General features: G+C 37.7%; 25 protein-coding genes. 3 read left to right on the top strand and 22 right to left on the bottom strand.

The features are described 5' to 3' along the window. Positions 1 to 111 precede the first annotated feature (111 nt). Entirely contained in the window at positions 112 to 1,134 is a 1,023-nt protein-coding gene (locus tag V7127_RS07460; RefSeq protein ID WP_335484562.1) for a D-cysteine desulfhydrase, read from the bottom strand. Positions 1,135 to 1,370: 236 nt separating this feature from the next. Here V7127_RS07460 and V7127_RS07465 point away from each other — a divergent pair, with 236 nt between their 5' ends. After that, a complete protein-coding gene (locus tag V7127_RS07465) occupies positions 1,371 to 2,270 on the top strand; it encodes a LysR family transcriptional regulator (protein ID WP_335484564.1) in 900 nt (299 codons plus the stop codon). A gap of 252 nt (positions 2,271 to 2,522) precedes the next feature. Here the strand turns inward: V7127_RS07465 and V7127_RS07470 are convergent, their stop codons facing one another. The 11 genes from V7127_RS07470 to V7127_RS07520 all read right to left on the bottom strand — a co-directional run bounded on the left by V7127_RS07470 (position 2,523) and on the right by V7127_RS07520 (position 13,827). Continuing rightward, complete coding sequence (locus tag V7127_RS07470; protein ID WP_335353441.1) at positions 2,523 to 3,215, bottom strand: SDR family oxidoreductase; 693 nt, start codon at positions 3,213 to 3,215, stop codon at positions 2,523 to 2,525. Between the two features lie 17 nt (positions 3,216 to 3,232). Then, complete coding sequence (locus tag V7127_RS07475) at positions 3,233 to 4,462, bottom strand: M20 family metallopeptidase (protein WP_335484566.1); 1,230 nt, start codon at positions 4,460 to 4,462, stop codon at positions 3,233 to 3,235. Positions 4,463 to 4,467: 5 nt separating this feature from the next. Further along, the gene (locus V7127_RS07480) at positions 4,468 to 5,373 is read right to left on the bottom strand and encodes a carbohydrate kinase family protein (protein ID WP_335353443.1); all 906 of its coding nucleotides are present in this window, start codon (positions 5,371 to 5,373) and stop codon (positions 4,468 to 4,470) included. Between the two features lie 17 nt (positions 5,374 to 5,390). After that, positions 5,391 to 6,230 (bottom strand): BtpA/SgcQ family protein, encoded by an 840-nt coding sequence (locus V7127_RS07485; protein ID WP_335353444.1) that lies wholly within the window; start codon positions 6,228 to 6,230, stop codon positions 5,391 to 5,393. Positions 6,231 to 6,239: 9 nt separating this feature from the next. Beyond that, positions 6,240 to 7,244 (bottom strand): ABC transporter permease, encoded by a 1,005-nt coding sequence (locus tag V7127_RS07490; RefSeq protein WP_335353445.1) that lies wholly within the window; start codon positions 7,242 to 7,244, stop codon positions 6,240 to 6,242. Next, positions 7,237 to 8,739: a sugar ABC transporter ATP-binding protein gene (locus tag V7127_RS07495; RefSeq protein ID WP_335353446.1), complete on the bottom strand. Its 1,503-nt coding sequence runs from the start codon at positions 8,737 to 8,739 to the stop codon at positions 7,237 to 7,239. The genes V7127_RS07490 and V7127_RS07495 overlap by 8 nt, the downstream gene beginning before the upstream one ends. A gap of 53 nt (positions 8,740 to 8,792) precedes the next feature. After that, on the bottom strand, positions 8,793 to 9,737 hold the full coding sequence (locus tag V7127_RS07500; protein WP_335344078.1) for a substrate-binding domain-containing protein: 945 nt from the start codon (positions 9,735 to 9,737) through the stop codon (positions 8,793 to 8,795). A 33-nt stretch (positions 9,738 to 9,770) separates the two neighbouring features. Beyond that, complete coding sequence (locus tag V7127_RS07505; protein ID WP_335353447.1) at positions 9,771 to 11,051, bottom strand: M20 family metallopeptidase; 1,281 nt, start codon at positions 11,049 to 11,051, stop codon at positions 9,771 to 9,773. Positions 11,052 to 11,073: 22 nt separating this feature from the next. Next, a complete protein-coding gene (locus V7127_RS07510) occupies positions 11,074 to 11,808 on the bottom strand; it encodes a glutamine amidotransferase (RefSeq protein ID WP_335353448.1) in 735 nt (244 codons plus the stop codon). A gap of 92 nt (positions 11,809 to 11,900) precedes the next feature. Continuing rightward, positions 11,901 to 12,818, bottom strand: a complete 918-nt coding sequence (gene rbsK, locus V7127_RS07515; protein WP_335353449.1) for a ribokinase — start codon at positions 12,816 to 12,818, stop codon at positions 11,901 to 11,903. Further along, a complete protein-coding gene (locus V7127_RS07520) occupies positions 12,808 to 13,827 on the bottom strand; it encodes a LacI family DNA-binding transcriptional regulator (RefSeq protein WP_335353450.1) in 1,020 nt (339 codons plus the stop codon). The genes rbsK and V7127_RS07520 overlap by 11 nt, the downstream gene beginning before the upstream one ends. 469 nt (positions 13,828 to 14,296) lie before the next feature. Between V7127_RS07520 and V7127_RS07525 the strand changes: the two genes are divergently transcribed. Then, positions 14,297 to 15,358, top strand: a complete 1,062-nt coding sequence (locus V7127_RS07525; RefSeq protein ID WP_335353451.1) for an NUDIX hydrolase — start codon at positions 14,297 to 14,299, stop codon at positions 15,356 to 15,358. Positions 15,359 to 15,434: 76 nt separating this feature from the next. On the opposite strand, the gene V7127_RS07530 is transcribed toward V7127_RS07525, so the two are convergent. Then, entirely contained in the window at positions 15,435 to 16,127 is a 693-nt protein-coding gene (locus tag V7127_RS07530) for an SDR family oxidoreductase (RefSeq protein ID WP_335344072.1), read from the bottom strand. Between the two features lie 187 nt (positions 16,128 to 16,314). After that, positions 16,315 to 16,923, bottom strand: a complete 609-nt coding sequence (locus V7127_RS07535; protein WP_335344071.1) for an ankyrin repeat domain-containing protein — start codon at positions 16,921 to 16,923, stop codon at positions 16,315 to 16,317. A 360-nt stretch (positions 16,924 to 17,283) separates the two neighbouring features. Between V7127_RS07535 and V7127_RS07540 the strand changes: the two genes are divergently transcribed. Further along, positions 17,284 to 17,616 (top strand): aminopeptidase P family N-terminal domain-containing protein, encoded by a 333-nt coding sequence (locus V7127_RS07540; RefSeq protein ID WP_335344070.1) that lies wholly within the window; start codon positions 17,284 to 17,286, stop codon positions 17,614 to 17,616. A gap of 139 nt (positions 17,617 to 17,755) precedes the next feature. Here V7127_RS07540 and V7127_RS07545 read toward each other — a convergent pair whose 3' ends face one another. From V7127_RS07545 to V7127_RS07580, 8 genes are all read right to left on the bottom strand, one after another. Beyond that, positions 17,756 to 18,607, bottom strand: a complete 852-nt coding sequence (locus V7127_RS07545; RefSeq protein ID WP_335344069.1) for a polysaccharide deacetylase family protein — start codon at positions 18,605 to 18,607, stop codon at positions 17,756 to 17,758. Next, positions 18,600 to 19,382, bottom strand: coding sequence for an SDR family NAD(P)-dependent oxidoreductase (locus tag V7127_RS07550; protein WP_335484571.1), 783 nt, complete (start codon positions 19,380 to 19,382; stop codon positions 18,600 to 18,602). Before V7127_RS07550 ends, V7127_RS07545 begins: the two co-directional genes overlap by 8 nt. Positions 19,383 to 19,457: 75 nt before the next feature. Next, complete coding sequence (locus V7127_RS07555; RefSeq protein ID WP_335344067.1) at positions 19,458 to 20,624, bottom strand: M20 metallopeptidase family protein; 1,167 nt, start codon at positions 20,622 to 20,624, stop codon at positions 19,458 to 19,460. Between the two features lie 49 nt (positions 20,625 to 20,673). Further along, positions 20,674 to 21,666 carry an ABC transporter ATP-binding protein gene (locus tag V7127_RS07560; RefSeq protein ID WP_335344066.1) on the bottom strand — a complete coding sequence of 331 codons (993 nt, stop codon included), beginning with the start codon at positions 21,664 to 21,666 and terminating at the stop codon, positions 20,674 to 20,676. After that, positions 21,638 to 22,654, bottom strand: coding sequence for an ABC transporter ATP-binding protein (locus tag V7127_RS07565; protein ID WP_335353453.1), 1,017 nt, complete (start codon positions 22,652 to 22,654; stop codon positions 21,638 to 21,640). Before V7127_RS07565 ends, V7127_RS07560 begins: the two co-directional genes overlap by 29 nt. A 31-nt stretch (positions 22,655 to 22,685) precedes the next feature. Beyond that, positions 22,686 to 23,582, bottom strand: a complete 897-nt coding sequence (locus V7127_RS07570) for an ABC transporter permease (RefSeq protein ID WP_335344064.1) — start codon at positions 23,580 to 23,582, stop codon at positions 22,686 to 22,688. A gap of 20 nt (positions 23,583 to 23,602) precedes the next feature. Then, complete coding sequence (locus V7127_RS07575; RefSeq protein ID WP_335344063.1) at positions 23,603 to 24,556, bottom strand: ABC transporter permease; 954 nt, start codon at positions 24,554 to 24,556, stop codon at positions 23,603 to 23,605. 82 nt (positions 24,557 to 24,638) lie between these two features. Continuing rightward, positions 24,639 to 26,234, bottom strand: a complete 1,596-nt coding sequence (locus V7127_RS07580; protein ID WP_335344062.1) for an ABC transporter substrate-binding protein — start codon at positions 26,232 to 26,234, stop codon at positions 24,639 to 24,641. Between the last annotated feature and the right edge of the window lie 163 nt (positions 26,235 to 26,397).

Below are 26,397 nucleotides of genomic sequence, written 5' to 3' on the forward strand. Positions count from 1 at the left end.
TTACCCCCTCATTTAACAGATAGATTTGATTGGATCACACCAAGAATGTTGTAAAAGGTCGTAAAAGGTTGTTGAATTTACATACTACTGTTACGACCTTTTGCTAAATTGCTAGGATAATATTTTTTTATTAATATTCTGTAAAACAGTACTTTCATATGCAAACAAACCAGGAGATCCTCCCGTATGGATAAATAGCACATTATCATTCTTCTTAAAATAACCCTTTCTTACATGATCAATGAGGCCCGCCATAACCTTACCCGTATATACAGGATCTAATAATATTCCTTCTGTTCTGGCAAGCAATTGTACACTTTCGATCATTTCGTTGGTCTCTAAGGAGTAGCCGGGTCCAACATAATTATCTTTACAAACCACTAATTCATTCGGTATTTCTTCCTCTAATCCAATGAATTTAGCTGTTTTTGATACCAAGTTCTGAATAAGCTGCTTCTGTGCAGCCTCTGCCCTTCCTACATTAATGCCAATTATAGGTATTTGGCAGCCTTCTCCGAATAAACCGGTTAGTAATCCAGCATGAGTACCACCACTACCGCTAGCAACAACAATATAATCAATATTTAATCCACTGTTCGCAGTTTGTTCTATGATTTCTTGCGCACATGCAACATATCCCACAACGCCAATTTCATTAGAACCGCCACCTGGGATAACATAAGGTTTTCTTCCTTTTTCAGCCAATTCATCTGCGACAATTTTCATTTCATTTAACATATCTGAACCACCAGGAACAACGATTACATTTTCAACTCCTAATAGATTAAAGAGGAAATTATTACCGCTAGCCTGCGGATTGTAACTTGAAGGCACACGTTCTTCGAGCACCAAAACACATTTTAATCCTTCTTTAACCGCTGCAGATAATGTAAGTCTGCAATGATTAGATTGTACAGCTCCACATGTTATGATAGTGTCCGCACCTTTCTCCTTTGCATCTGCCATTAAAAACTCTAACTTTCTTGTTTTATTACCACCTAAAGTTAAACCAAGCAAATCATCTCTTTTTATGAAAATATTGGGTCCCTCAAGGGCTTTTGAAAAATTCCCCAAATATTCTATCGGTGTAGGATTTTCAGTATATTTGATTCTAGGTAAGTCTTTAATATTCATATTAACAATTCCCCTTTTCAAGTAATTTTGTTTTTTAAATGTGAACCGGTTTTCTAGCTCCCCTCCAACCTCTTATTTGATAAGACTTGTCATGAGTTACAAACTTACTATATAGTTAATTATATTATTATTTTAAATATTCAACTAATAGATAATTGTTATATGCTATAACTTGAAGTAACTAGGAGAGTAATCCTAAAAGGAGTACTCATAAAAATGATGAAAGGTAGGATTATATGAATATTGAAAATTTAAAGATGTTCTGCCGAGTAGTTGAAGAGGGAAGTGTTAGTAAAGCTGCACGCGTCAGCTTTGTTTCGCAGCCTGCAGTTACAAAGCAAATAAGACAACTGGAAAATTATTATGGTGCTTCTCTATTTGACCGATCTAGCGGTAAGTTGTGCTTAACAGATGCAGGTGCAGCATTAATTCCATATGCTAAAGAAATTATTGAAGGCTTCAATAGATCTCACGAGGCTATTCAACATATTATTTATAAAAAAGATTTAACCTTTAACATAGGAGCTAGTTTAACGATAGGGGAATATTTACTACCAGAGTTACTAGGTGATTTTCAAAAGATAAATAGAAACTTACGATTTAATTTATCAATTGGCAACACACCGAGTATCTTATCAAAATTAGAAAATAACGATATTGATATCGCGTTAGTTGAGGGCGTCGTTACAAATCAAGACTTCCATGTAGAAAAGTTTGCAGAAGATGAGCTTATACTTGTTATCCCTGCAAATCATCGTTGGGCAGACAAAAGTGAAATCGACATTGAGGAATTGTCTGAAGAAAAAATGATTTGGAGAGAGAAAAACGCAGGAATACGCACTATTATAGAAAACGTATTCAGTGTGAATAACGTTTTAGAAAAAATAAATTACCGTATGGAACTTGGAAGTACTCAGGCAATTAAAAGTGCAATCGAAGCAGAACTAGGTGTTGGTATTCTTCCAAAGCTTTCAGTTATGAAAGAACTTAAGTTGGGGTCATTAAAACAATTGGCTATTTCCGGAATAACTATAAAAAGGAACTTTTGGATAGTCAAAACCCTTTCTAGATTTCCAAAAGAAAATTTGAATACATTTGAGAAGTTTCTTAAGGGTGTATCTGAACCGTTGGGCTAAATTTGTAGTTCCCTTTGAGGACGGTCGTTTGGAGTTTGATAATTATCGCAGCAAGCATAGGTGACTAGGCAGAAGACCAATTTACTAAATCTAGGAAACAAAACACCGGAACCTTCCTGCATTTCCTCAAAGAAATAGGGAACCGTCCTAGTGTTTTATGTAGAGTAGATACGTGGGTTTAAAATACTAAAGGGTCAGCCACTTACCTTAGTATAAGAATAATAAAACCCACTTCATACCCACTCCGCCCTACTAAATTTTATTTTTAATAACAACTTCCGTTACAATCAGATTTTTTCGAAGTTTAGCGTTATCAATGATGATATCCGCTATATCGTCTGGATCCATGAAGTCCTTTATTTTCTCTTCTGTGAAAATGCCGTCCCAGAATGGTGATTTCATTCCGCCCATATAGGCACCGAACACCCGAATGCCAGTGTCATTTAGTTCAAGGTTAAGGCTTTCTGTGAATCCCCGTACACCGAATTTACTCGCACAATAGACGGACTCGGTGACTTTTCCTTCAATTCCAGCCGTTGACACGACATTTACAATGATGCCTTGGTTACGTTCTTTCATACTTGGCAGGACTGCTTGTGTGCAGAAAATCGTTCCCTTTAAATTTATATCAATCATGCCATGCACATGTTCTTCTGATATATTTTCTGCCAAATCAAATACACCGAGGCCAGCATTATTGATTAATAAATCAACGGGGCCCACTTCTTCCTTAATGGACCGCATTACCTTTTCTACCGCACTTTTGGACGTCACGTCCAGCTCGTAAATAGAGTAGCTGTTAGTTAATTGTTTAGCGGTTTCTTCAAGTTTGGAAGTTCTTCTTCCTATTAAACATACATGGCAGCCCATATTAGAATATTTTATAGCCAGAGAAGCACCTAGTCCGCTGCCGGCACCTGTGATCACAACAACTTTTAGTTCCAAAGCTTATCCTCTCCTTCTTAGTCTCCGTCAGAGTCCAAGGCACTATTTGCACCCTCTTGGACCCCTAGATAATCAATGGCTAGGGCAATGTAATATTGAATGGAGTCGAGATATTTTTGAATTTCAACCCATTCATCAGGCTGGTGGGCTTGTTTAGGTTCTCCCGGTCCATAAATTAATATAGGAACTTCGGGCAGGTGTGCCTTGTAAATAGATCCATCAGTATAATAGTTAACCCCGCCCGGCTTTAGATCTTCCTTACTATTCAAGCTTTGAGCTGTTTTAATCCCTAATTCAATAAAAGGATCGTCTGCAGGAGTATAGACACAGCCCATATCATTCAGTACCTCTATTCCAAACGACACATTCATTTTTTCAGATACCTTTTGTGCCAGCTGTTTGATATTCTCCGTAATTTCTGTATGCGATTGTCCTGGCACAGTTCGAATATCAATGGTGATGGAACATTCGTCTGGAACGACATTCGTCCCAACGCCCCCATTGATCATTCCAATATTCAACGTGGAGCCTCCTAATATTTCATGTTCATCATATTGGAGAATGTAATTATTCAATTCGTTCATAAATTGGTTCATTGCCAATATTGCATTAATTCCTTCCAAAGGCATTGAACCGTGGGCTGTTTTTCCAAACATAGAGATTTTCAACCACAATACACCTTTGTGTGCAATAACGGGTTGATTTGAAGTAGGTTCGCTAATAACAATCGCCGAAGCTTGATCAATTTGACCTTTTTTGACAACAGTTTTAGAACCTAGACAATCTACTTCTTCCCCGACAGTACCTACAAATTGAAGGATACCATTCAATTTAATTCCTGCTTTTTCGATACATTCCATTGCGATGATCATGGCGGCTACACCACTTTTCATATCTGATGAGCCCCGGCCATATATCCGCTCACCGTCCTGTCTTCCTTCAAACACCGGATAGGTCCATTCTACATTCCCGACTGGGACGATATCGAAATGTCCACTGAATATCAGCCTTTTTGAATCGTCAGGTGAAATTTCTGCATTGCTATATGAAACAATTAAATTTTCCCTATCTTTTTCTACTATATCTGCCTGTACCATTAAACCAGTATTTTCAAGCCGCTGACTAATTTTATCCGCAAGTGCCTTTTCCCCGCCTGGAGGATTAATCGTATTGATCTGGATTAATGACTTTAAAAACTGGATAGCATCATCTTTGTCAACATATTTAAATACCTTTTGGATATCCATATTAGCTACACTTCCCTCTCTAGAAAATGCGGCAGACCTTTTCTTGCACCAACTTCAGAAACGGCACTAGCCCCCAGTTGAATCCCCGCCCGTAAGATCTCTTCTTGCGACCAATTTCGAATGATTCCATATAGGGCACCTACAGCAAAGGCATCACCTGCACCAGTTGAATCAACTGGATTAACCTTTATTGATGGCAGGACAAGCTGATGATAGCTGCTTCCTTCAGTGATAAAACTAGACAGTGCACCCTCTTTTCCTAATTTAACAAATATTTTGCCCACTCCTAAAGCGTGGAGCGACTGGATAGATTGATCCAGATCTCGATTCGGAAACATATCATTTAATTCGGAGCGGTTGACGAATAAAATATCTGTTTTTGACAACAATGGCTCCAAAAACGACAACCCTTTCTTTGTCAATAAAGTACTAGGATCAAAAGAAATTTGTAGATCGGGACAAGTTTCTTTCCGTCTAAATAGCGAGGGTGCTAGATGTATAAGAGGACTGCTTATATGCAATAAACTAATATTTCCATAAAATGCCTTTGGGACCAGATCGGCATCATAATGAGAGTTTGCCCCTGGAAAAGTATACATCGTTCTTAATCCCGAATTGTTTACTAGCACCATAACAGTACCTGAGGTCTTTCCTTGTATTCTTTGAATATAGTCAAGTTTGACCTTTTCGAGACTATTTAATAGAAAAGAAGTATAGGATTCTTCACCGACTGCCCCTAAGAAATAAACTTCTTCCCCTAAACGCGAAAGACCGACAGCAACATTTGCTGCCGATCCACCTGGGGCTATTTGTAATTCCTTGCCTTCCATTTCTTGATCAATGTCTGCAAATCCATCAATCAGTCCGATTAAATCCACATTAATAAATCCATGTACCGCAACTTTTACCATGTTAAAGACTCCCTATTCTACCGGAGTGAGTTTACTTGATCCATAAACTGTTTGACTCTTTCGATGTCTACCCTTTCCCACCAGTTTCCGTTTTCCTTAAGGAAACTTCCTACAATCGCGCCATCCGCAATAGATAGAATCTTCTTGGCATTGTCAGTCGTCATTCCACTTCCAATAATAACTGATAAACTAGCAGACTCCTTAATACCAATGAGTTCATCTAGTGAAGTTTCATCCCCAGTTCGGTTTCCAGTAGCAATTAAAATATCAGCATCAAAGAATTCGTTATCCCGTGTTTGTTCTGCCAAGCTGCGGTCAGCAACGATGGAATGACTACCATGCTTTACATGAACATCGGCCATAACCTTTATATCATCACCGAAGAGATTTGACTTATATCTCATGGCTTTTGCTGAGGCCCCTTCAACGATTCCTTCGTTAGCCACGTAAGCATTAACCCATTGATTCGATCTAACCCATTTAGCATCACATGCTTTGGCGATCGCAATAGCTGGGACGACTGCATTAGCTAAGCAGTTTACACCAAGCGGCAGCTTAGATGCTTTACGAATTTCAACCCCTACTGCAGTCATGGCTGCAACCGTTTCAAAACTGAAATCCTCGGGCTTCGGAAAAGGGAGATCCCATGCATTTTCTATTTGTAATCCGTCTACTCCGCCCTCTTCCATACGGCGAACATCCTCAAGAGCAAACTCGATGATTTCATCCATACTTTCGCCTTTGTAATGGGGAGCCCCAGGCAGCGGTTTCAAATGAACCATACCTATAATTGGTTTTCGTACATTAAATAAATTTTCTAATACATGTTTCTTTTCTGGAAAAATACCACCACTCATTAATATCACCTACACACTCGCATTTTTTCTTGCTTTAATGGAATTAAGCCATACTGCTAATAAGATTACGACACCTTTAATCATTAATTGATTATAGGAAGAAACATTTAATAAATTTAATCCATTGTTCAGAATAGAAATAATCGCTACACCCATTAAGGTTCCCGCTATTTTTCCTTCGCCCCCGAACAGGTTAGTCCCGCCTAATACAACAGCAGCGATTGCATCTAATTCAGATCCTGTACCTGCATTTGGTGAACCTGAGGATAAACGAGAAGCAAGAACGATACCAGCGATTGCGGTAACAGCTCCTCCCAAAACATAAACACCCGTCTTCACCCATTTCACATTAATACCGCATAATCTGGCAGCCTCTTCATTGTCACCAATCGAATAAACATTTCTGCCAAAACGAGTATGTGATAACAAAACATGTCCAAGAATGGCTACAATAATCATGATAATAATCGCTGTTGGAATGGGGCCAAGATACCCGCGCCCAATTTCTCGGAATCCCGCATCAGTAATAACAACCGGGGTCCCTGCTGTATATACAAAAGCAATACCGCTTAAAATGGTTGTCATCGCTAAAGTAACAATAAACGGTGGAATATTCTGCCTAGATATAACAGTTCCCATAAAGAGTCCAATTAGCCCGCCTACTAATATAGTAATAAGAATGGCAAGTGGAATCGGTACACCAGAAACAATGAGTCCGCTCACTACTACACCACTTACAGCCAGCTGAGACCCTGCACTTAAATCAATTCCTCCCGTAATAATAATGAAGGTCATTGCTACAGCCATAATACATAATACGGCGGATTGACGCATGACATTAAGCAAATTATCGACTGTCAAAAAGTCAGTTGTAATAATAGACATAATGATGATAAGCAAAGCTAAACCGATAGTCGTACTTCCCTTATCGAAGAGAACATAAAGCTTTTGTTTCCAGCTTGTTTTCTGTGTGTTTTGATCCAAGTTCATGTTTGTTGATGTATTATTAAGCACCTATTCCACCTCCAAAGGCTAATTTTAATATGTTATCTGACGTTATTTGTTCTTTGTTAAGTTCGCCAGCAATTGCCCCTTCTCTCATGACAATTGTGCGATCACTCATGCCAATGATCTCTGATAGCTCAGAAGAAATCATGATAATCCCGACTCCCTGCTTTGCAAGATTACTAATTTGGGCAAAGATTTCTGCCTTTGCACCTACATCAACCCCACGGCATGGTTCGTCTAGAATAAGGATTCTTGGTTCTTGGATCATCCAGCGAGCAATAATCGCCTTCTGCTGATTTCCACCACTTAACGTAGACACTTTCTGTTCTATTGTCCTAGCCTTAATATTTAACTTTTGTTTATAATCTTCTGAAACTGCCTTTTCTGTCTTTTTATTAATAAGGAGGCCCTTTGTAAACTTGCCTAAGTTCGGAAGGGATATATTATCCCTTACAGTTTGCTTTAGAATCAGCCCTGTTTCTTTGCGGTTCTCTGTAACAAACCCTATCCCCATTTTGATGGCATCGCTTGGATTATTAATTTTTGTTAATTGATTGTCGATCAGTATTTCACCCGTATCTATTTTTAACAGGCCGAATAGCGCCTGGGCGATTTCTGTCCTTCCTGAGCCTACCAAACCGGCGACTCCTAGAATTTCACCACTTCGTAATTCAAAGTTAATATCTTTAAGTACTCCTGATTTTGAAAGGTTTTGCACCTTTAATACAGGCTTTCCGATAGGAACTTCCTCTTTATTAAAATAATCATCCATCTTTCGATTAACCATCAATTCAACGAGTTGGTCTACATCCTTGACCTCACTCATTGGCAAGGTTTTAATATGAGTACCATCTCTTAAAACAGTAACAGTATCACAAACTTTGAAAATCTCATCCATTCTATGGGATATATACAAGATGCTTACACCTTTATTTTTGAGTTCGGTTACTAAAGACAGCAGAATTTCTGTTTCTCTTTCAGATAATGATGAAGTAGGTTCATCCATTATCAGTATTTTGGCTTCTTGAGAAATCGCACGAGCAATTTCAATCATCTGTTTTTGTGCAATACTAATTTCTTTTGCCAATTGTTTCGGATTAAGATTAATTTGAAGCGATTTAAAAATTTCCGCTGCCTTATCATTCATGTAATTCCAATTAATAAAACCCATTTTTTTAGTTGGCTGACTGCCGAGAAAGACATTTTCGGCAATCGTTAAGAAATTGGCTACGTTTAATTCTTGGTATATACAATGAATCCCGATTTTCTTTGAAGCCTTAGGATCCATATTGTCAATGATTTCACCTTTATATCGAATTTCCCCACTCGTTTTTGAATAGGCGCCTGTTAGAATCTTCATTAAGGTAGACTTGCCTGCTCCATTCTCTCCAACAAGCGCATGAACACTTCCAGGATAAACAGTCAGAGATACACCTTTAAGTGCTTTCACACCGGAAAATTCCTTAGTAATATTCTCCAGTTCTATGATTGGTGAGTTCACTTACATACTCCCCCCTTGGTTTGGTGAGAAAACAGGGAGAAAATCTCCCTGTTCTACTTTTTGAAATGTTCGTCTACATTTGATTTATCTATTAAAATTACTGGCACACTAATATTTTTATCTAGTTCTTTTCCATTAATAGCCTCAAGAGCAGCTTTAATGGACTCTTCACCAATTTTGAAAGGCTGCTGCTGAATCATAGCTAGAATATAGTCACTGCGAACTCCTTCTGCTGCCTCTTCTGTTACGTCAAAACCAACGATCTTTGTATGCTTGTTGTTCGCTGATTCTAGTGCAGCCAACGCACCTAGCACACTATTTTCTGCAGTAGCGTAAATATAATCAATATCTGGATTAGCTTGAAGAATATTTTCTACAGTTGCCATTGATTTTTGACGATCGTAACCTGGCTGGCTATTTAGAATTTCTACATTTCCCATATCCTTTAATACTTCTTTAAAACCTTCTAATCTTTGTTTTTGAACGAAAGACTGTTCATGTGTAACAACTGCGATCTTTACACCTTTTCCCTTCGCTTCGATCTCTTTCTTTAAATATTCCCCTATTTGTTTACCCGCTTCGAGGTTCTCCGTTCCAATGAAAGTATCTACACTTTCACTTTCTACTACTGCATCTGCGGTAATAATCGGAATTCCCTTTTCCTTCGCCTCTTCAACGACAGGAACAACCCCAGCATTATCTACAGCTAAAACGACTAGAGCGTCTACACCCTTTTGCATATAATCTTCAATAGAAGAAACTTGCTTTGCTAAATCCAGGTTAGGATCATTAACTAACAATTCTACTCCCGCTTCTTCTGCAGCCTTTTTCATTCCATTATCAATATCAATAAAGAATTGGTGGCGAAGCGTAGCTGTTGTAACGCCAATCGTTATTTTTCCATCATCCTTTTTACCAGAGCTTGCTTTTTCCCCTGAGCTACAAGCGGATAAAACTAGTAACATGGACAAACAAATAAGAAACAATGTTTTTTTCATAACTTTTTCCCCTCCAAATAAATTAGTAGTTTTTTAATCTATAGATTCTACACCACACCATGAAATGATGAATTGAACATAAATCTCGATTAGTGATAAAAATTGGGAAATTGGTACAGATTCATTCACACAATGACACTGCTTTGGATCACCACAACCAATAATAATCGTTGGTATGTCAGCAAACCCAGCAAGCAAACGAGCATCGCATCCTGCCGGCATCCCTTCAATCACTGCCTCTTCCTCTAACACTTCCTCTATGACTTTCTTCATTTCGTCAACAAGAGGATGATTAATCGGTGTTTCAAAAGGATAACCCTCCTGATAGACACTCACCTTAGGAGGATGCTTCTCTAACCATTCATCCCCTTTAGCCACTCTTTCTATTGCTTCAATCACTTCTCTGTTCACACGTTCTCTCGTTTGTTCATACGTTTCAGATTGATTAGGCTGATAGTGAAGACATGTTTTTAATGTGCAAGAGCCTGGAACAACAGACCCGGCTATCCCCCCTTTTATTTCTCCTAGATTGATTGTAGGGCCTGGCAATAGCGGGTGCCTCTCTGTCATAAGCCAATGGTGCTCTAGATCCTTTAATCCTTGATAAATCTTGAATGCCTTGTCAATTGCGTTAACGCCTTCCCAAAGCTGACTGGAATGAAGACTGTGGCCCTCTACAACAATCTCATGAAACAGAAAACCCATATGTGCAGGCTGTATATGTAATTGAGTGGGTTCTCCGACTATTGCAGCATCAGCCGTATAACCACGTTCTACACATGCAAGCGTTCCGTTGCCTCCACCTTCCTCATCGACTACTGATTGGATGATTAAGTCACCTTTCAATTGATAGCCCATTTTTTTAATGGTTTGTGCCGCCATAACCATTGCGGCTAAAGATGCTTTCATATCAGTAGATCCAAGTCCATATAGAACATCATCCTGAACCTGTCCTAGAAAGGGGTCATGTGACCATTTTTCTCGGTCTCCATAAGGCATCGTATCAATATGACCATTTAAAATGAGGGATTTACCACCTCCTGCTCCTTTTAGTGTTCCGACAACATTGGGACGATCAGCATTATTATGGCCTAAATTGGCTCCGGGATATTTTTTGATCTTTTCATCTTCCACCAAAAATTCATCAACTTCAAAACCGAGATTCAATAGCTTCCCTTTAATGATTTCCTGCCCGGCCTTCTCATTCCCGCCTAGCAGCCCGTGTCCAATGACCTGGGTATCTGTCTGCACCAATTTTGACAAAAAATCTATATATTCATCTTTATTTTCCCGAACGACTTCCTCCACTGTCATGTCCATCACCAACTTACTGTTTTTATTTTTTGATATGTTCTAAAATCCGGACCCATAGTGGCTGATAGTGCTCCCACTCCATGAATTCCTTTGGACCCCAATGCGGTGCACAATCACTTGCAAAGCATGCTGTTTTCCCATTGCCATATTCACCCACTACAAGAAGGGGATCCTCTTGAATGTTAACGAGAACCTCTGCTCCATCCTTCGCTTTAAACTGGTTGTATCCTAGGAAGTTTGGCCAATTTGCCATACCCTTTGTAATCGCATGTTCTTTAATCGTTTCAGCCCGTACTCCTTGCGGCATTTCTACACGGTCATCTCTATCAAGCATTTCAACAGGAAGGACATCTGCAAGAACTGTATTCTTATAGTTTGCCTTGCCTTCAATGCCCATGAACGATAGATAACCTCCGATCATCAACAAGCCTCCGCCAAGAGCAACATATTCCTTCAGCAACTCTAATGCATTTGGAATAATCTCCATTTGGTAGAATGTAGAGTTTTGCAGCAGGAATGTGTTCGCTCCAATATCACTAAGAACAATCGCATCATATTGCTGAAGCACTTCTAGTTTCTTTGGGAAGCGTACCTGGACCTCGTGAGCGGGCATATAATCTACTTCTACATTTGCATCTCTTAAACAATTAAGTAAGTATGTAGCACCTTCCTCATATTTAGTTGATTCAAAGGAATCGTACCCCTTTACATGAACCATATGAACCATCCAAGATTCTCCGATAAAAAGTATTTTCATTTGTAACACACTCTCCTTAAATATTTAATTGATTTATAGTTTTATATAGTTGAAATCACTAGTGAATAAAGGGAACGAATTATTGAGGATTACTAACCTTTTTCTTGAAAGCTTAATACCTCAGTTAGGCTCGGCATACCTAATAATGCACCTGATTTCCCAATGGCCAATGCTGCTGTTTTATTGGCAAATTCTATTGAGTCTAAAATGGTTTTGCCTTGGCCAATTGCATAGGCTAACCCAGCATTAAATGCATCGCCTGCACCGGTTGTATCCTTGACCGGCACCTTATAACTCGGTATCCTTTGGAAGCTTTGCCCATCACCCTTATATGCAACCCCTTCTGAACCTAGCGTGGTGATTACATTCCGAACCCCCCTCGATAACAGCGCGTCCATTTTACTTTCTAGAGCATTCCCCACTGCCCAATTACTTGTAAGAATGTCAAGCTCGGTTTCATTTGGTGTAATGATGTCCACACATGCCATAATATCTTCCGGAATATGCTGAGCAGGAGCGGGATTTAAAATAACAGTCTTATTTAAGAGATTTGCTATCTTAACAGTATGACAGACAGTTTCCATAGGAATTTCCATTTGGATCAGAACAATATCTGATTCCATTAAGACATCAATGTTACGATCAATATCCTCCGGCAAACATTTTTCATTTGCACCTTGAATGACAATAATGCTGTTCTCCCCATTAGCTAACAATATAATTGCTGTTCCGGTAGACAAGCCTTCAATTTCCTTAATAGACGAAACCTCTACTCCATTTGAGCTTAGGCATGAAATTAACTCTTTGCCGTACAGATCCTTGCCAACACTCCCAATCATTCGAGCCTCAGCCCCAAGTCTGGAGGCAGCTACCGCCTGATTTGCTCCCTTCCCCCCGGGTAAGTAACTTATTTCTTTTCCCAGGAGCGTCTCCCCTTGTACCGGAATTCTGTCCGTTTGAACAACAAAATCCATATTAATGCTTCCAACTACTGCAATTTTAGATATCATTCTTCTCCTGTACCTTCTTTCTCGTTGAATCTCTAACAATGAGGGAAACCGGTAAATTTATTACCTCGTTCCCTTTTTTAGTATTATTAATTCTGGCAATTAAATTCTCAGCTGCTAGTTTTCCAGCCTCATAGATGGGCTGCGCTACAGTAGTGAGTTCCGGCTGGGTAATTTCTGTTAGGTTTATACCATCAAAGCCGCAAACAGCAATTTGGTCAGGGACTTTGATATTTAAATTGTGTAATTGTTTTAATACTCCAATTGACATTAGATCATTACCTGAGAAAATGCCGTCCACATCCGGATGTAGTTGCAGTAAGTCCTCTGTTGCCTTCTTTCCCCCGTCAATTGTGAAATCCCCGGGTACTAATAAAGTGGGTGTAAACCAAGGCTGCTTTTTCACAACGTCCTCATAACCCGCAAGCCGTTCGCGGGCTGTACTATATTCCAAGGGACCGTATATATGAGCGATCTTTTTGCATCCTACGTCTAGCAGATGCTGTACTGCTTTTATTGCCCCACCATAGTTATCAACCCGTATCACACAATTTGTTTCAATGTCTTGCGCCCGATCCAATACGACCAATGGTATATTGGAGTGTTCCAAATCCTTAATTTCCTTTAACCCTAAATTATTTGAAGCAATAATCATTCCATCTACATATTTTTTTCTGAGGATATCGATATAGGATTTCTCCTTAACACCTGAGTCATCTGAATTGCACAATATCAACGTAAATCCATGCAGCTTCGTCACATCCTCAACCCCTCTTGCTAAAACAGGGAAAAAGGGATTTAAAATATCCGGTACAATTAAAGCGATCGTTTTCGTTTTTTTTGCTGTTAATCCCCTAGCAAGTTGGTTTGGTTCATAATCCAATCTTTTCATTACTTCTTGAACCTTCGCTTCAGTTTCCGCACTAACATATCCATTTTTATTTATAACCCTTGAAACTGTTGCCACAGATACACCCGATAATTTCGCAACATCTCTTATTGTGGTAGTCAAGCTAAGTCACCTCTCTTCATGAAACCGGTACCATATAAAGCAAACATCCCTATAAAATATATGTAACCGTTTACCTATTAAGTAAAAAAAATAATTTATATATTAATTTGATTGTCTATAATGTTTTCCTCAAACATGTAACCGATTACCTAAAGAATAAATAATATTAACATTAATGTCAATATTCAAATTTAAAATAATTATCAATCTATTTACTTTATCTATAGGGTAAATATTGGAAAGGTGCTAGTTTTTTACACTCCATTTAGTTTGAAATTTTATATTAAGGATGGTTCTAAAAAGGAACTGATGTCCGCAAAGCTCAGCTGGAACTGTCTACCTCGTTATCAATATACTTATCAAAATCAATAAAGGTATTAATCATTCATATTTCCTTCCCATATCCATTTACACATTTATCCACATTTATTAAACTTTATGTAGGATTATGAAGGGAGACATAGGACGAATGACTGATGCGTTAATTGGTGGGATTGTCGGTTTATTGCTGGGCGTTATATTCGAGGATCCACTTAAAACTATGTGGAGAGCCATAACTAGATTTTTCAGAAGGCTTTTTGTTAAAGAAAAGGATGTACAGGATCCCTATTATTTTTCGCTGGGAAATGAAATGACCTCTTTTGTGGTATGCGATGGTGATGGGGAAATGACCTTTGCTCCGGAGAATATTGAGACAAGACTGACCTCAAGCAGACCTATTTTCGAGGAGGATTTACTAGAATTAAAGAATGAAATTGAAAGAATACAAGAACAGAATTTACAAAATGGAGAAAACCACAGCTGGAACGGACCTCTTTATGCTCTAGAAAAGCATATGATTTTACGGACTAATATTAATGAGGATATGAAGGCTGTTTTTACTTTTACTCCAAGTGATTACTATACGTTTAAAGCAATTAATACAAATTTGAACAAAATATTGCCTAATGGCCAAACGATCAAGCAAAAGTACCTAGCAAATGCGAATCATAAAAGACCTATTGTGCAAATCGCTAATGGATTTGGCGTTGCGCTGGTTGTAGTGACGGCAGATGGGCAAACCATTTTAACGAAACGTTCGCCAGATAGCGGGGTACGCCCTGATGAATTGGATATTGGGATTGTGGAGGCTGTTCACCCTTCCCAGGATCGTCATGCTAGCGGTCAAGGGCCCGATTTTTATAAAACAGCCATTCGAGGTGCGAAAGAAGAACTTGGGCTGACTGTATCTGAGCAGGACATTAAGCTTCTTGGATACGGAGTGGATGAGGAATATTATCAGTGGAATATCATTGGAGTTCTATACTGTAAAGAAACGTCAGAGGAAATCGTTCAAAACCGCAGCAGAGGAATTTCTGGAAAATGGGAGCTTGAGGACCTTCGCTTTGTTCCTTTCAAGATCAATTCCATCCTCAATGTGTTGAAAGAAGAAAAGATGTGGTCCACAGCGAAAATTGCTCTTTACTGGGGACTTATACATGATCATACAAAGTCGAGTGTGGATGCAAAGGTTAGAAAAGTATTTGGATAGAAAATGAAAAAGGGCTCCAGAAAGTCAGTTACCCTAACCTTTTGGAGTCCATTTATCCCATATACCCTTTTAGCCCTTAAATTTTATTTTTAATAATAACTTCCGTGACAATAAGGTTTTTTCGAACTTTTGCATTTTCAATGATAACATCCGCTACATCGTCTGGGTCCATCAGGTTTTTCATTCTCTCTTCTGTTAAAATGCCTTCCCAGAACGGGGACTTCATTCCGCCCATATAGGCACCGAATACTCGAACACCCGTGTCGTTTAGTTCCTTGGCGAGGCTCTCTGTGAATCCCCGTACACCAAATTTACTCGCACAATAAACGGACTCGGTGACTTTCCCTTCCACTCCCGCTGTCGACACAATATTAATAATAAGGCCTTGGTTTCGCTCTTTCATGCTTGGCAGGACCTCTTGTGTGCAGAAGATCGTTCCCTTTAAATTAATATCAATCATATCATGCACATTTTCTTCCGTTAGATTTTCTGCCAAATCAAATACACCCAGACCAGCATTATTGATTAATAAATCAATAGGGCCCACTTCCTCCTTAATAGATGCCATCGTTTTTTCTACTTCCCTCTTTGAAGAAACGTCTGCCTCGTAGATCGAATAACTGCCCGTTAATTGCTCAGCTATTCGTTTCAGTTTTAAAGCGTTTCTTCCAAGCAAACAAACATGGCAGCCCATTTCAGAATATTTCTTGGCGAGAGAAGCACCAAGCCCGCTTCCTGCACCTGTGATAGCAACAACCTTTATATCCATGTTTTAATCATCCTTTCTTTTAATGTTAAGAATACTATACCATTTGATTGGCTATGACCATATCGATATGCGAAAGTCTGAACCAGGACGAAGAAGGCTGCGAGTCTGAATTCACCCGCAGCCTTCTATCAAGTCTAAAAATAGTGTATTAAAACAAGGCAAGACAAAAATTTTTAAACTAAAGTTATTACTCTGCCCCAGCCTCTAATAATATTTTCTCGATTTCCGAGTATCCTTTTTCTCTTGCAAGTTCAAGAGGGGTAACCCCATACTTATCAACCATTTGCGGGTCTGCACCATGTTCAATTAATAGTTGGATAATCGTTTGCTGTTTTGGTCCGCCGTCATTAAGGATGATCGCCTCGATCAGTGGTGTCCAGCCGACAAAATTGGTGTGGTTTACATTAATGCCCGTTGTGGTTAATAGGAAACGAACGACATCAATATGCCCCTTTTCACATGCCGGTGTAAGGCCAACCCCTCCAAAACGAGTCAAACACTCTAAATCCGAACCATGATTAATCATTAATGTTACTAGAGCTAAGTCCCCTTTAATACAACCATATAAAAATGGATTCAGACATGTTTGATCTTGCAGGTTAATATCTGCACCTTCATTAGCCAAGAATTCTACTGTATCAAGTTTGTTATTAATGGCAGCAAGTAATATAGCTGTTTGCTTTTTCTTATTTCTTACATTAATATCGATTCCTTTTTCTAAAAGGCTTTTTAAAGTTTCAATATCTCCTTCAATGGCAGCTGTAAAAAAATCTTCTATTAAATCCACTGTAGTCACCTCGGTTTTTTATTTTGTTTCTTTAAATAGATTTTAGGCGAGTTCCCTCCCAACTACAAATCGGAAGATCATCAGCTGAACAAAAACAAAACGTCTGAGCATTAGCCCAGGTATTGGATTGCCTATTTCCCCTCAATATATGTCCATTTAAAGCTGTAGGTTGAATTCAGATGCCGGATTAGGTCATATCGCTCCAAAATGTACAATTATTTAGAAAAATCAGTTAAAATATTTTGAATGTGTAAAATTGTTTTGAAACTAAAATAGCAGAATAATTTTGTAAAAGCCGTTTAACAAGGGGTTAGAAAATGGCATAAAATTTGCAATGACCTTTATTGATAAAATTAGAGGAGGTTACATATGGAGAGGATTCGTAAGATAAGAGAAAGATTTCATGATTTAGCCTTGGATGGAATGATGATTATCAATCCATGGAACATGATATACACGTCTGGTTTTACGGGAAGCAACGGTGTGATCCTTATTTCTGAAACGGAAGCCAAACTCATTACAGATTATTGTTATCTTGATCAGGCACGAGAACAAGCTGAGGATTTTGAAATAGTGTTGCACAAAGGTCACACAAGCCATAAAGGGAGAATTTATGAAGAAGTGGCTGTGCAAGTGAAAGAAATGAAGATTAGCAAGCTTGGTTTTGAGCAGGATCATCTAACTTATGGTTTGTACAAATAAAGACAACTGGATTTGAAGAAGAATCTAAAGAGGGTAAACAGAAAGCCACTATTTGATATAATAAAGAATGACCGAGCGAAATGACGCTCAGTCAATGATGAGAAGATTCCATATTAAAACTTCTATCAACTTAAAACTGTTATTTCGGATCAAAGACCCCGAACTCGATTCCATTTAAAAAAGAATCTGCGATACTGTCTAACCTTGAAAACACTATCCCTTTTTCTATTAAGCTATCAATCCATTTTTCTAATCCTAATAACCGATGTCCACGTCCTGAAACCTGTGGATGAAATGTTGCAACTAAAACGCCATTTTGAAAATCCCGAAGCATGTATTCGACATCACCTGTCCAATTTTTAAACATTTCATCAGGTGTTTTCAAGCCTGGAAAAAGTGAATTAGGTGTTTTTAAATATTCAAAATAAACATAGTCATCTAAAGACCAAGAAACAGGTATCTCAACAACATTAGATGATTTTCCAAATTTCGAAGCCTTATCTTTATAATGTTCATCATCGTATCTACTATAATAGACTGAATAATCATTTCCCATTTGACTGCTATCATAGATGATACCAAGCTTCTCTAAATTTTTGACTGTCCGAGAAGAAATATCCCACGAGGGGGAACGAAAGCCTTTTGGTCTGCATCCTGTTAAGGATTCGATTACTTTTACCGATTTTTGGAATATCCCCCATTCTTCTTCAGAGGATAAAACATTAAAGTTTTCGTGTGCATAACCGTGTAAAGCAATTTCATGTCCATTTTCAACGATCATTTTACAAACATCTGGATAAGTTTCAATCGTGTGCCCAGGTATAAACCAAGTGCATTGAATATTTCTTTTTGCTAACAAATGGAGAATTCTCGGCACTGCGATAACACAAAATTCTCCTCGGGAAACGGAAGTCATTGTGGTCATATCCCTTTGTAGCCACAAGGAGATTGCATCAAAATCAAATGTTAAACATACCGTCCCTTTATTCATAATGATCACTCTTCATTGGAGATCTCCCTGCTGATCTTCCTCCATCAATAACAAATTCAGCTCCAGTTGTATAACTTGAATCATCAGATGCTAGAAATAAAACGGTTTTAGCAACTTCATCTGAATTTCCAATTCTACCCAACGGAACTCCTTGGGATTGCTGCTGTTTATTTGATTGGTCTACTTCTCCTCTATATTTCATCATATCTGTATCTACGAAACCAGGGAAAATTGTATTTGCTCTAATGTTGTAAGGTGCATATTCCATCGCAACATGTTTTGTTAATATTCTAATCGCCCCTTTGCTAGCACCATACAGTGAAACACCTACAGAACCCATTAAACCTGCTGTTGAAGAATTATTAATAATTGATCCTCCATTTTGTTTCATCATCACAGGTATGACATGTTTTAAACCTAGAAATGTTCCAGCCAGATTAATATTCATAAGTTGATGCCACTCTTCGAGAGTCGTATCAATTAGGGGTTTGATAAGAAATGTTCCAGCATTATTGAATAGAATATTGATTTTTCCAAAGTTATCTAAAGTTTTTGCTATAACATTTTCCCAATCACTTTCAATACTTATGTTATGTGGGATATGAATAGATTTACCTCCGTGTTTTTTTATTTCTTCTGTAGTATTGCTAGCTGCTTCTTCACATATATCCGTAACTACAACATTCGCACCTTCTCTTGCAAACAAATAAGCTGTTTCCCTGCCAATTCCATTACCCGCCCCTGTAATAATTGCTGTTTTATCTTGTAAACGCATAGCTCCTCCTTATATCATAAAATTGATTTATTATTAAACTTAGTCATTTGACTACGAAAGTATTGATGGTCACTTTTACTCTTCTATTAGGAGAGATAAAAAGAGTTTGGCGCTAATTAAGATTGAACGCTCATCAACATTAAATTTTGGATGATGCTGAGGATAGTCTGCATCAATATCACTATTTCCTCCTCCAACAAAGACAAAAGCACCGGGAACTTCTTTTAAATAATATGAAAAGTCTTCCATACCCATAGAAGGTGATGGGTATTTAACATTTTCCTTCCCTACTAATTTGATGGCGACATTTTCAGCTTTCTGAATATGATCTGGGTGATTCCATAAAGGAGGATAACCGCGTTCATACTCAACAACCGCTTTCGCACCAGCACTTTCGCATGTTGAATGGCTAATTTGCTTAATATATTCTTCAATAGAATCTCTAACATTATCATCAAACGTTCTAACTGTTCCAGTTATATTAGCTCTTTCTGCAATAACGTTAAATGCTTGACCAGCCTGGAAAGTTCCAACGGTGACAACGGCAGGCGCATGAGGGTCTATTCGTCTACTGACAATGTTTTGTAAGTTATTCACTAATTGAGCACCAACTACCAAAGAATCAATTGTGATTTGTGGTTTAGCCCCATGTCCTCCTTTACCGATAATTTTTATATCAAACTTGTCTCCGGCTGCCATAGCATACTCATCAATAATCCCAATTGTACCAACTGGGAGAGATGACCATACATGGACTCCATAAATGGCATCAACACCATTTAAGCAGCCATCTTCAATCATGGATTTTGCCCCTCCTGGAATTTGTTCCTCTGCAAATTGATGGATAAAAACGACGTTTCCGCTAATTTCCTCTTTAACCTCACTTAAAACCTTTGCAACCCCTAGTAAACTAGCAGTATGAATATCATGACCGCATGCATGCATGACTCCCGGAATTCTAGATTTATATTCAACATCTTTCTCATCCTGAATCGGAAGAGCATCAAAGTCAGCGCGGAAAGCGATAGTTTTTCCAGGTTTTCCTCCCTTTAACCTACCAATAACTCCCCTACCGCCAACTTGTCTTTCAACTTCTAAACCAAGACTTTGTAAAAAATCAGCTATTTTGACAGGTGTGTTTACTTCTTCAAAAGATAATTCTGGGTACATATGCATATCTCTTCGAAAAGAAACTAATTCAGGATATATTTCTTCCAATCTAACAAAAAGTTTCTGTAACATTTTTTTCCACTCCAATTTTTCTTCAGCTAAGAAGTTTTTTATAATCTGCTTAATTAATCAAATGACAAGCAACTAAATGATTCTTCGACACTTCTTTAAATAGGGGTGATTCACTTTTGCATTGATCAATTGCATATGGACAGCGAGTATGAAATTTACATCCAGAAGGAGGATTAATTGGTGATGGGATATCCCCTTTTAAAATAATACGTTCACGTTTAAATTCTGGATTTGGAACAGGTATAGAAGATAACAGAGCTTTTGTATAAGGATGAAGGGGGTGAGAAAACAACTCATCAGTCTGAGCTTTCTCTACCATTTCGCCTAAATACATAACCCCAATATGGTCAGAAATATGTCTAACAACACTTAGGTCATGAGCTATAAAAATATAAGATAGATTAAATTGATCTTGCAACTCTTCCATTAAATTAATAACTTGGGACTGAATTGAAACATCAAGTGCTGAAACTGGCTCATCACATATTAAGATTTCAGGATTCAGGGCCAATGCTCGTGCAATCCCAATTCTTTGCCGCTGTCCACCAGAAAATTCATGAGGATATTTATAATATTGGTCCTCTCTTAACCCGACTCTAGATAATAATTCCAACGCTCTTTCCGTTCGTTCTTTCGAATTATATAGTTTATGGATTTTCATTGGTTCTTCAATAGCACGTCCAATCCTTTGTTTTGGGTTAATTGAGCTATGAGGATCCTGAAAAACCATTTGCAATTTGCTGCGCATTTTATGAAAGTCCTTCTGCTTTAGTTGAAAAATATCTTTTCCTTTATAAAATGCCTCTCCAGCTGTTGGTTCAGTTAATCGAAGAATCGTACGACCAGTTGTACTTTTTCCACATCCTGACTCTCCAACTAAACCTAACGTTTCTTTTTTGTGTAATGTAAACTCTACATTGTTAACGGCTTGCACATACCCTTGAACTCTTCCTAAATTGGATGTAATGGGAAAGTACTTCTTGAGACCTTTTACTTCTAAAAGAGGATCTTGATCACTGGTTTTGATAAGTGTTGACTGCATAATTTTCATCCTCTCTCAAAATGGTTTCATAGTTCCAACATCTTACCTTCTGTCCATTATTTAACTCCATTAATTCTGGAGGATTTATCTTGCATTGATCTGTTGCATATTCACATCTTGGGGCAAAACGGCATCCACTTGGAACATCTTGTAGAGAGGGCACAACTCCTTTTATGACATTTAGTTTCTGTGATCGACCACCATCTAACTTAGGAATGGATTTTAATAGACCTTTTGTATATGGATGTAGTGGATTTTTAAATAGTGTTTTCACATCAGCTTCTTCAATAATTTGACCCAAATACATTACGATGACACGGGTACAAACTTCTGCAACTACTCCTAAATCATGAGTAATTAAAATGATTCCCATATTTAGCTCTTCTTTAAGCTCTTGAATTAGATCTAGAATTTGAGCCTGAATGGTGACATCAAGTGCAGTTGTAGGTTCATCAGCAATGAGAAGCTGAGGTTTACAAGATAAGGCAAGGGCTATCATTACCCGTTGTCTCATCCCCCCCGAAAGTTCATGGGGATATTCATAGACTCTTTTTTCTGGTGATGGTATTCCTGTTAGACGTAGCATCTCAATAGCTCTGTTATAGGCCTCTTTTTTATCGACCTTTTGATGGATCATGATTGCCTCTGCAATCTGATTTCCTATCGTATAGACAGGATTTAGCGAGCTCATAGGGTCTTGGAAAATCATTGATATTTCGTTACCACGTATATTTCTCATCTGTTCTTCTGAAAAATCTATTAAGTTTTTTCCTTTATAAAGAATTTCCCCTTCATATTTCGTTGTCCTATCATTTAAAAGTTTCAGAATGGATTCAGATGTAACACTTTTCCCGCATCCTGATTCCCCTACAAGCCCAACCATCTCACCAGCATTTATTTGAAAGGAAACATCGTCAACTGCTGTAACAGTTCCTTTTTCAGTGAAAAACTTTGTTCTTAATTTATTTAGCTTTAACAGAGGCTCCATAGTAACAATAATCCCTCCTTCGCTGTCTAATTTATTTTTTTGTATGAGGGTCTAATAAATCTCTTAGACCATCCCCAAATAAATTCAGGGCTAATACGGCTAATATAATAAACACCCCAGGGAATACAGTCATCCACCATGCGTTATAAATAACAGCTTTTCCTTCATAAATAATATTCCCCCAGCTTGGATTCGGGGCTGGAATTCCAACACCTAGAAAGCTTAAACTTGCCTCAATAATAATGGATATGGCAAACACGTAAGTGAGTTGAATAATTAATTGAGAAATCGCGTTTGGAGCGATATGAATCCAAATTATTCTAGTTGCACTAGCTCCCTGTGATTTTAGTGCTTCAATGTATGTTTGCTCTTTTATAACAAGTGCAGCAGAACGAATAACACGTGCAACAGTAGGAATCATGACAAAGCTTAATGCCGTAATAACATTAATAGTTTTTGGTCCAAGTGCTGCCATGATTGCAATCGCTAAGAGAATAGCTGGAAATGCCATCAATCCATCACAGATTCTCATCAAAATGTGATCTAAGTAACGGTTGTAAGCAGAGTATAATCCAATAATCATCCCAAAGGTTCCTGAAATTAAGGCAACTGATAACCCTACGGTCATAGAAGCTTGTGTACCATATATAACCCTACTAAATAGATCTCTTCCTAAATTATCTGTCCCAAAAAAGTGATCAGATGAAGGAGCTTGTAGTCGAGCAAGGGCATTAATTTCCAGTGGGTTCTTTATTACAATCAAGGGAGCAAAGATAGCGATGATTGTTAAAAAAAGCAATATAGCACTTCCAAAGACCATTAATCGATTTGAAAATATACGTTTAAATAGTAATATACGTTGTTCTTTTTTATAAATTTGTTGATTTCGTGTTATTGTACTATTTCTATATATTGATTTAGTCTCCATAAACCATCCCCCTTTCTAAATCAACTTTTTTTGCTTAAACGTACTCTTGGATCAAAAAATCCATACAATAAATCTACAATTAAATTAATCAATACATAGGAAAGAGCTATTAGTAGTATGGCACCTTGTATCACTTCAAAATCTCGTCTCATAATAGCATTAATAATTAACTGTCCAATTCCTGGGATATTGAACACAGTTTCGATAACAACGGCTCCAGCAATTAATTGTCCAAATGTTTGACCGATAACGGTTAGAATAGGAATGAAGGCATTTTTTAAAGCATGTTTATAAATAACAACTTTTCTTTTGACCCCTTTTGAATAGGCGGTTTTAATGTAATTTGCATTTAAGACATCTAGCATAGAAGAGCGTGTAACCCGTGCAATTAGTGCTGCTTGAATAGCCCCAAGTGCAAATGCGGGTAAAATTAAGTATTTTATATGCACCCATAATCCGTTGCTAAGAGGTTGGAATCCAGCTACAGGGAGTAGAGCAAGATTTACTGCAAACAATAAAACTAATAATAGGGCTAAAAGAAAGTTAGGGATGGAAATTCCTAGTAAAGAAATCATCATAAACGTTTGATCTGTAAATGTTCCGCGCTTGGTTGCTGCAATAATTCCTGCTGGAATAGAAATTAAGATAGCTATGACTTGAGCCATTAATGCCAATGATAAAGTAGGTATTAAATTTTCAAAAAAAGCTTGCAACACGGGCTTATTCATATAAATTGACCAACCTAAGTCTCCTTGGAGGACCTTTGAAATCCAGATAATGAATTGTTCATAGATAGGTAAATTTAACCCCATTTCTTCTCTTAATTTATTAACTTCCTCAACAGAAGCATCGGGTCCAAGTATGACGGCAGCAGGATCTCCTGGTGTTAAGTGAATAATAAAAAATACGACAACTGCAACTACGAACATTACTGGAATTAGAGATAAGAGTCTTTGGAGTATATATGTCTTCAAATAATCTCCTCCTTTCACTAGTAATTTAGTACTCCCCTACATTGATAGGGGAGTACTAAACTTGGTTAGAACTAATATATTTCTATTGCTCAATACTTGTATTCCAGAAAATTGGGCCCATAAATTCAGAATATCCCTTTACTTTATTGGAATAGCTTGAAATGAAGTTTGCCATACCAACGTTAATTACTGGTAGTTCACTCCAAATAATCGCTTGTAATTCTTCAAACTTGGCTGTCGCTTCTTCTTGCGAAGGAGAATTTCTTATTTCATTTATTAATCGGTCGATATCAGGGCTATTTGTCCACCCAGGATATTCTACCTTAGATTCCAAAAACGGATATGCTAACGGTGTAGCAACAGTAGTAAACTGTGTAAAGAAAATATCCCATTTTTCCGGATCCTTTCTTCGATCAAGTAAAGTTGCCCAATCTGTAACGTCCAGTTTAACGTTCATACCTATTTTCTCTAGTGATTGTTGTGTGATAACCGCAGCATCATAATGGTATCTGTAATCACTGCTAGTTAGAATTGTTACTTCCTCACCTTTATAATCAGCTTCCTTTAATAATTCTTTAGCTTTCTCAACATCATACACATTATAATTTTCCTCTCCAGCCTGGGTGTACCAATTCTTTTGTTCTGGACGCATATACGCTGGTTCAAGGCGATAGAACTCTTTATCTGTAAATGCTAATGATAATAATTCTTCATTATTTATCGCGTGATTTATTGCTTGTCTTAGTCTTAAGTCTTGAAAAATTCCTTTTTTATTAAAAACTAATGTTTCAAAACCATATGGCCAAATATCAATTACAACTTCCGGTGAACTCTTTAGTTGTTGCATACTGTCAAAAGGTAATTCAAAAGCATAATCATATTCACCACTTATAACCCCGTTTACTCGAGTAGAAATGTCAGACACAAAGTAGATATAGATTTCATCAACCAAAGCTTCTTTTTTACCGCCTAAACCACTTGTTGGAGCATCTAATGGCTTATAACCTTCAAATTTAGCTAATTTAATATACGAGTCGTGTTTCCACTCTTCTAATTTAAAAGGTCCAGTACCTATGAATTCCTTTACACCTGTTGCATCAGCTGCTTCAATTACTTCTTTAGGCATAATAGAAGCTGTTTGAGTAACATCAGCTAGTCTGTACAATACAGAAATTGAAGGTTTCTCAACATTTAAAGTAACTGTATAATCGTCAATTGCTTCCCATGTTGAGTTACCAAGTTCCGTTTTAGCTGTTCCGTTTTGCTGCCATTTTGTCATCGATGCAACAACATCTTCAGCTTTCAATTCTTTACCGTTATGGAATAATACACCTTTTCTTAATTTAAACGTTATTGTTTTACGGTCTTCACTTTCTTCAAATGACTCTGCTAACATAGGAGCAAGTTCATAATTTTCATCAAAAGTTATTAAGTTTTCGAATATTTGTCTTGCAATATCACGTACTACGTTTGTATTTGTTGTATGAGTGTCAAGAGTAGGTGGCTGTGAATTCCAAGCTAATTTTATTGTTCCTCCCGAAGAATTTGTATTCTCTTCATTTTGTTTAGTGTCAGTGTTAGTGTTTGAGTTTGATGTATTATTAGGCGCACAACCTATTAATAAAAATATCGATAGCAAAAATATTAAACCTGTCGCAAATAATTTTCTTTTCTTCAACTAAACCAAGCCCCCTGTTCCATAAAATTAAATTTATTAGAATTCTATAAATTATTGAGTACTATAGGCAGCTATTGCCTCAATTTAAACTAATACATCCTTTGGAAGACGACTAACTTCAACTGTAGATCTTGGCTGAAATCGCTTTCACGAATTCCTTGAC

It is taken from the genome of Bacillus sp. JJ1773 (genome assembly GCF_036962035.1).
GTDB lineage: Bacteria > Bacillota > Bacilli > Bacillales > Cytobacillaceae > Cytobacillus.